Below are 4,225 nucleotides of genomic sequence, written 5' to 3'. Positions count from 1 at the left end.
TTCCTGGCCTGCGTGCTGGCCGCCGGGATTTTCGGCGCGCTGACCGCCAGCCGCAAAATTCTCTATATTCAGGCGCTGCCCGCGCTGCTGGCGCTGGTTGCCGTGCTGACGCAAGCGTAGGGCCTTGATCCAAAACAGAGAAAGCAGGCGCTAAGGCGGGTACTATTTGCCCCCTTTGGTCGGTCATCGACCGTTAATACCTTCTGAGTTCAGAGGCATTTTTATGACATGGCAATCCTTCAAACAGGCCTGGCTTATCCGGTTCTGGTCTCCTGTCCCGGCGGTCATTGCCGCGGGCATTCTCTCTACCTACTATTTTGGCATCACTGGCACCTTCTGGGCGGTGACCGGCGAATTCACCCGCTGGGGTGGTCAGCTGCTGCAGCTGCTGGGCGTCCACAGCGAACAGTGGGGCTATTACCAGCTGATACATCTCGAAGGGTCGCCGCTGACCCGCATCGATGGCAGGATGATCATCGGCATGTTCGGCGGCTGCCTGGCCGCCGCGCTGTGGGCGAATAACGTCAAACTGCGCTTGCCACGCAGCCGGATCCGCATTGCGCAGGCCGTGGCGGGCGGCATCATCGCCGGGTTCGGCGCACGGCTGGCGATGGGCTGCAACCTGGCGGCCTTCTTCACCGGCATTCCGCAGTTCTCCCTGCACGCCTGGCTGTTTGCCATCGCCACCGCCATCGGCTCCTGGTTTGGCGCCCGCTTCACGCTGCTGCCCCTTTTTCGCATCCCGGTAAACATGCAAAAAGTGTCCGCCGCCTCGCCGTTAACCCAAAAACCGCAGCAGGCGCGCCGCCGCTTCCGCCTGGGGATGGTGGTCTTTTTCGCCATGATCGGCTGGGGCCTGCTTACCGCCGCAGACCACCCGGCGCTGGGCCTGGCGATGCTGTTCGGTATTGGCTTTGGTCTGCTTATCGAGCGCGCGCAGATCTGCTTTACCTCCGCCTTTCGCGATATGTGGATCACCGGCCGGACGGTGATGGCGAAGGCGATTATCTTCGGCATGGCGGCGAGCGCCATCGGTATCTTCAGCTATGTGCAATTGGGGATGGCGCCGAAAATTATGTGGGCCGGTCCTAATGCGGCGATTGGCGGGCTACTATTTGGCTTTGGCATCGTGCTGGCCGGCGGCTGTGAGACCGGCTGGATGTACCGGGCGGTGGAGGGCCAGGTTCACTACTGGTGGGTTGGGCTGGGCAACGTCATCGGCTCAACGCTGCTCGCCTGGTGCTGGGACGATATCGCCGCCCCGCTCGCCACCCACTGGCAGAAAGTCAACCTGCTGAACGCCTTCGGTCCCTTTGGCGGACTACTGGCCACCTATCTACTGCTGCTGATCGCCCTGCTGCTGGTGATCGCCTGGGAGAGACATTTTTTCCGCCGCCAGGCGGCGGTCCGGACCGTGAAGGAGAGCGCATGAAAAACATCATCCCTGATTATCGCCTGGATATGGTCGGCGAACCCTGCCCGTATCCGGCGGTCGCTACCCTGGAGGCAATGCCTTCCCTGCAAAAAGGCGAGATCCTAGAAGTGGTCAGCGACTGTCCGCAGTCGATCAATAACATTCCGCTTGATGCAAGGAACCACGGCTACACGGTGCTGGATATTCAACAGGATGGCCCAACCATTCGCTATTTGATTCAGAAGTAGCGCCGTTTTCCCGCCGGCGGCCTTCCCCGCCGGCGCTTGTCTCCTCGTTCCCGCCTCGCCGTTCGCTTACGCATCGCTGACCAGGTAGCCAAACGATTGCAATAGATTGTAACACTTGAAACCGTGTTCCAGTTACGCAATAACCATTAATATAACGCGCCTATATTATTAAAATGCGAATAAGTTATTTAGTGAATGGTTTCTGCCGCTATCGGCCAAAGCCGCACACAGCGACACGATAAGGATCGAAATGGAACTGCTGGTCAGGCTGGGTCATTTTTTTGAGCAAGCGCGTTCTGACGCCGACTATGCCACCTTCGCCAATGAACTGCGTCGGCATCAGGTCTCCTACTACATCTATTTTGTTTCCACCGGCAATATGAATTTCGTAATGGCAAACGACGAGGTGGTCTCGGTAAAAAGCGCCCGCGGGCTGCTGCGCGTTCGCGCTGAGGCCAGCCATTGTCTGACCAGGGCCGCCGTTATCCGCCACTTTGCCCGGGCCATTAACTTTGAACAGTACTGCCGGGATCTCGCCAGCGCCGGGGTGTTTAAGTGGATCGTCGATCTGGAAGAGGAGACCCGGCACTACTGGTCGAAGGATAATACGCTGTTATATAAAGAGTGCCTGATGCCCCCCTGAACAGGTCTCAGGGGGAGGCGGCGAGAGTCAGCCTTTAATCGCGGGTCTGCACCCAAAAGGCGTGGATCAGGCCAGGAATATAGCCCAGCAGGGTCAAAATGATATTGAGAATAAACGCCCAGCCGAAGCCTTTTCCCAGCAGCACACCCAGCGGCGGCAGAATGATAGTGAAAACGATTCTCCAGAATCCCATAACCTCTCCCTTCGTCTAACGTCAATTTTTTACTAAGCTATTCAATAGTTAAGCATAGACGCTTTTCGTCGTTTCGCCAGCAGGCAGCCCCCTCATCTCTGGTAACAAAAATCATTCCCTGCCGTCACGGGCAAAAAAGACCGGGAAAACATTCACTTTTCCCCTCTCCGGCCCGCAGGCCCTGGCAAAGCGCACAGATTGTCAGTTGACCAATCAGGGGGACAGGGCTAAGCCTGGAGGAGTTTCATCACATCGAGTCGTTTTACCAACCGGAGAATATCCATGAGTAAACTTGGGATTAATGGATTTGGTCGTATCGGACGTCTGGTGTTACGTCGTTTATTAGAAGTCGACAGCAGCCTGGAAGTGGTGGCTATCAACGACCTCACTTCGCCAAAGGTGCTGGCCTACCTGTTGAAGCATGATTCAAACTACGGCCCCTTCCCGTGGAGCGTCGACTTTACCGAAGATGCGCTGATCGTCAACGGCAAAACCATTACGGTGTATGCCGAAAAAGAGGCGCAGCATATTCCATGGCAGGCGGCAGGCGCCGAGGTGATTGTGGAGTGTACCGGGTTCTACACCTCGGCCGAGAAATCGCAAGCCCATCTCCAGGCCGGCGCGCGCAAAGTGCTGATTTCCGCCCCCGCCGGCGAGATGAAAACCATCGTCTACAACGTCAACGATGACACCCTGACCCCGGATGACACCATCATCTCCGTGGCCTCCTGCACCACCAACTGCCTGGCGCCGATGGCCAAAGTTCTGCAGGATGCCTTCGGCATCACCGTAGGCACCATGACCACCATCCACGCCTATACCGGCACCCAGTCGCTGGTGGACGGGCCGCGCGGAAAAGATCTGCGCGCCTCCAGGGCGGCGGCGGAAAACGTTATCCCGCACACTACCGGCGCGGCAAAAGCCATTGGCCTGGTGATCCCTGCCCTGAGCGGTAAGCTGAAAGGCCATGCCCAGCGCGTACCGACCAAAACCGGCTCAGTGACGGAGCTGGTATCGGTGCTGGAGAAAAAGGTGACTGCGGATGAGGTCAATCAGGCGATGAGGCAGGCGGCTGAGGGCAATGAATCCTTTGGTTACACCGAAGAGGAGATCGTCTCTTCCGATATCATCGGCAGCCATTTCGGTTCGATCTACGATGCTACCCAGCTGGAGATTGTGGAGGCCGGCGGCGTACAGCTGGTGAAAACCGTCGCCTGGTACGATAACGAATACGGCTTTGTCACCCAACTGATCCGCGTGCTGGAGAAATTTGCCCGCTAAGTGAACGGCGGACAGCCTGCGCTGTCCGCCGGTTCTGTGTGGAGTGCCTCAGGCCTGCAGATAGACCACCTGGGTCTGCAGGTACTCATTCAGGCCGTGGCGGCCATCTGCGCCGCCGATCCCCGACTTACGCCAGCCGGCGTGGAACCCCTGCATCGCCTCAAAGTTCTCACGGTTGATATAGGTTTCGCCAAACTTCAGTCCCTTAATCGCTTTCATCGCCACGTTCAGATCGCGGGTATAGATTGAGGAGGTCAGGCCATAATCGCTGTCATTGGCCATCGCCAGCGCCTCATCGAGGGTCGAAAAGGCCACCACCGGCAGCACCGGACCGAAGGTTTCCTCATGGATAATGTCCATCTCCTGACGTACATCCAGCAGCAGGGTCGGCGGATAAAAATAGCCTTTGCCCTCCAGCGGCTGACCGCCCAGCGCCACCCGCGCCC

The 4,225-nt window shown here is 57.9% G+C and carries 7 protein-coding genes; 5 read left to right on the top strand and 2 right to left on the bottom strand.

What is annotated here, in order from left to right; genetic code table 11:
• The 4 genes from KHQ28_RS27985 to KHQ28_RS27970 form a co-directional block, all read left to right on the top strand.
• Nucleotides 1–120: DUF1304 family protein (locus KHQ28_RS27985; RefSeq protein WP_148719330.1), on the top strand; the 120-nt coding region annotated here is incomplete at its 5' end.
• A gap of 103 nt (nt 121–223) precedes the next feature.
• Nucleotides 224–1,432, top strand: a complete 1,209-nt coding sequence (gene yedE / locus KHQ28_RS27980) for a selenium metabolism membrane protein YedE/FdhT (protein ID WP_032419025.1) — start codon at nt 224–226, stop codon at nt 1,430–1,432.
• Entirely contained in the window at nt 1,429–1,662 is a 234-nt protein-coding gene (gene yedF / locus KHQ28_RS27975; protein WP_002903233.1) for a sulfurtransferase-like selenium metabolism protein YedF, read from the top strand. The genes yedE and yedF overlap by 4 nt, the downstream gene beginning before the upstream one ends.
• 250 nt (nt 1,663–1,912) lie before the next feature.
• Complete coding sequence (locus KHQ28_RS27970; RefSeq protein ID WP_004224558.1) at nt 1,913–2,305, top strand: DUF1398 domain-containing protein; 393 nt, start codon at nt 1,913–1,915, stop codon at nt 2,303–2,305.
• A 34-nt stretch (nt 2,306–2,339) separates the two neighbouring features.
• Here the strand turns inward: KHQ28_RS27970 and KHQ28_RS27965 are convergent, their stop codons facing one another.
• Nucleotides 2,340–2,498 (bottom strand): YqaE/Pmp3 family membrane protein, encoded by a 159-nt coding sequence (locus KHQ28_RS27965; RefSeq protein WP_002903230.1) that lies wholly within the window; start codon nt 2,496–2,498, stop codon nt 2,340–2,342.
• 282 nt (nt 2,499–2,780) lie between these two features.
• Between KHQ28_RS27965 and gap the strand changes: the two genes are divergently transcribed.
• A complete protein-coding gene (gene gap, locus KHQ28_RS27960; protein ID WP_002903227.1) occupies nt 2,781–3,779 on the top strand; it encodes a type I glyceraldehyde-3-phosphate dehydrogenase in 999 nt (332 codons plus the stop codon).
• 48 nt (nt 3,780–3,827) lie between these two features.
• Here the strand turns inward: gap and KHQ28_RS27955 are convergent.
• The coding region (locus KHQ28_RS27955; protein ID WP_120096293.1) for an aldehyde dehydrogenase family protein at nt 3,828–4,225 on the bottom strand (398 nt) is incomplete at its 5' end.

The organism is Klebsiella sp. 28, from assembly GCF_018223905.1.
Classification (GTDB): Bacteria; Pseudomonadota; Gammaproteobacteria; order Enterobacterales; family Enterobacteriaceae; genus Klebsiella; species Klebsiella pneumoniae.
Note: the sequence above shows the minus strand (reverse complement) of the source record. Positions and strands in the feature narration are given on the sequence as shown.

Excerpts from the sequence above, each read along its gene's own strand:
- yedE (WP_032419025.1), top strand. The coding sequence starts at position 224 with ATGACATGGCAATCCTTCAAACAGGCCTGGCTTATCCGGTTCTGGTCT.
- yedF (WP_002903233.1), top strand. The coding sequence starts at position 1,429 with ATGAAAAACATCATCCCTGATTATCGCCTGGATATGGTCGGCGAACCC.
- KHQ28_RS27970 (WP_004224558.1), top strand. The coding sequence starts at position 1,913 with ATGGAACTGCTGGTCAGGCTGGGTCATTTTTTTGAGCAAGCGCGTTCT.
- KHQ28_RS27965 (WP_002903230.1), bottom strand. The coding sequence starts at position 2,498 with ATGGGATTCTGGAGAATCGTTTTCACTATCATTCTGCCGCCGCTGGGT.
- gap (WP_002903227.1), top strand. The coding sequence starts at position 2,781 with ATGAGTAAACTTGGGATTAATGGATTTGGTCGTATCGGACGTCTGGTG.